Origin of the sequence: Vibrio hibernica (assembly GCF_015223435.1) — a bacterium.
Lineage (GTDB): Bacteria > Pseudomonadota > Gammaproteobacteria > Enterobacterales > Vibrionaceae > Vibrio > Vibrio hibernica.
In genome coordinates, this window is sequence record NZ_VHKO01000122.1 from 1 (window position 1) to 1,297 (window position 1,297).

Sequence of the window (1,297 nt, forward strand, 5' to 3'; positions counted from 1 at the left end):
CATACCGTTGAAAAATTGGGCCTCAAGACAGAGTCTGTCCACCTTGATATAACGAGTTTCCATGTTGATGGTGAATATACTCAATCAGCAGAGGATGACATTAATTCTATTCAACTCGTCAAAGGTTATAGTCGAGATCACCGACCTGAATTGAATCAGGTTGTCCTTGAATTAATTTGTGAAAATCAAGCAGGGCTCCCTGTTTATATGCAGGCTCTTAGTGGAAACACGAACGATGCAAAAGCATTCGCAGAGGTCACTAAGCGCCATATTCACTGCCTTAAAGCCGCGCAAAATAGTCGTTACTTTATTGCTGATGCAGCTTTATACACGTCAGACAGTATTTGCTCACTTGATGAACAAAAGCAGAAGTTCATTACACGCGTCCCAATGACCATTAAAATGGCCAAACAAGCTCTACTGGCATTATCGCCAACGCAATTAGAGCCTATCGGTAATGGTTATTCGGGGCGCTGGATTGAATCTGATTATGGCAACGTGAAGCAGCGATGGTTGTTAGTGAACAGCGAGCAAGCGACAAAGCGAGAAGAAGCCACTTTTTATAAAAATTTGGATAAAAATCTGACCAAAGAGCTTAAATCTCTAGCTCAATTAGCTAAGAAACAGTTTGCCTGTGCGACTGATGCACAAAAGGCTATGAGTGAATTTCAGAGTCAATGCCAACTGTTGAGTTTCGAGCAAAGTGAGATACGGCAAGTGCCCGAGTTTGCTGGCCGAGGGCGCCCTAAAAAAGATGAGGATCCAACTGGATACCACTACAAAATTGAAGCAAATCCGTTCACTGATTTAGAAAAGGTAAAACTCGCGAAGCTTAAAGTTGGCATGTTCATTCTTGCGACCAATGATACTGAAAGTACCGATCTCGATATGGCTGCGTTACTGGAACACTACAAGTCACAACAGAAAGTTGAGCGAGGGTTTCGCTTCCTTAAAAGCCCTGAGTTTTTAACATCATCTATCTTCTTAAAAAAACCACAACGCATCGAAGCTTTACTCATGATAATGACCTTAAGCCTAATGGTTTATGCTGGACTCGAGCATAAGATACGTCAAGAGTTGGCTGTTACTGAAGAGTTTTTTCCAAGCATGGTTAAGAACAAAACCACATCTAAGCCAACTGCTCGCTGGGTGTTTTTAAAATTTGAAGGAGTCGATACACTTGAGTTCGGTGAACAATGGTTTATCACCGGCATTCAAGATCATCAGAGGCGATTGCTTCAATTGCTAGGTAAGCTGTATGAAGCAATTTATTCCTAAATGAGGTGCGGAATGTCGG

Annotated in this window: 1 protein-coding gene; it reads left to right on the forward strand. The window is 42.0% G+C overall.

The genetic code is table 11. From position 1 onward, the window contains the following. Window positions 1-1,278: IS1634 family transposase (locus tag FH976_RS15740; protein ID WP_194091716.1), on the forward strand; the 1,278-nt coding region annotated here is incomplete at its 5' end. Window positions 1,279-1,297 lie beyond the last annotated feature (19 nt).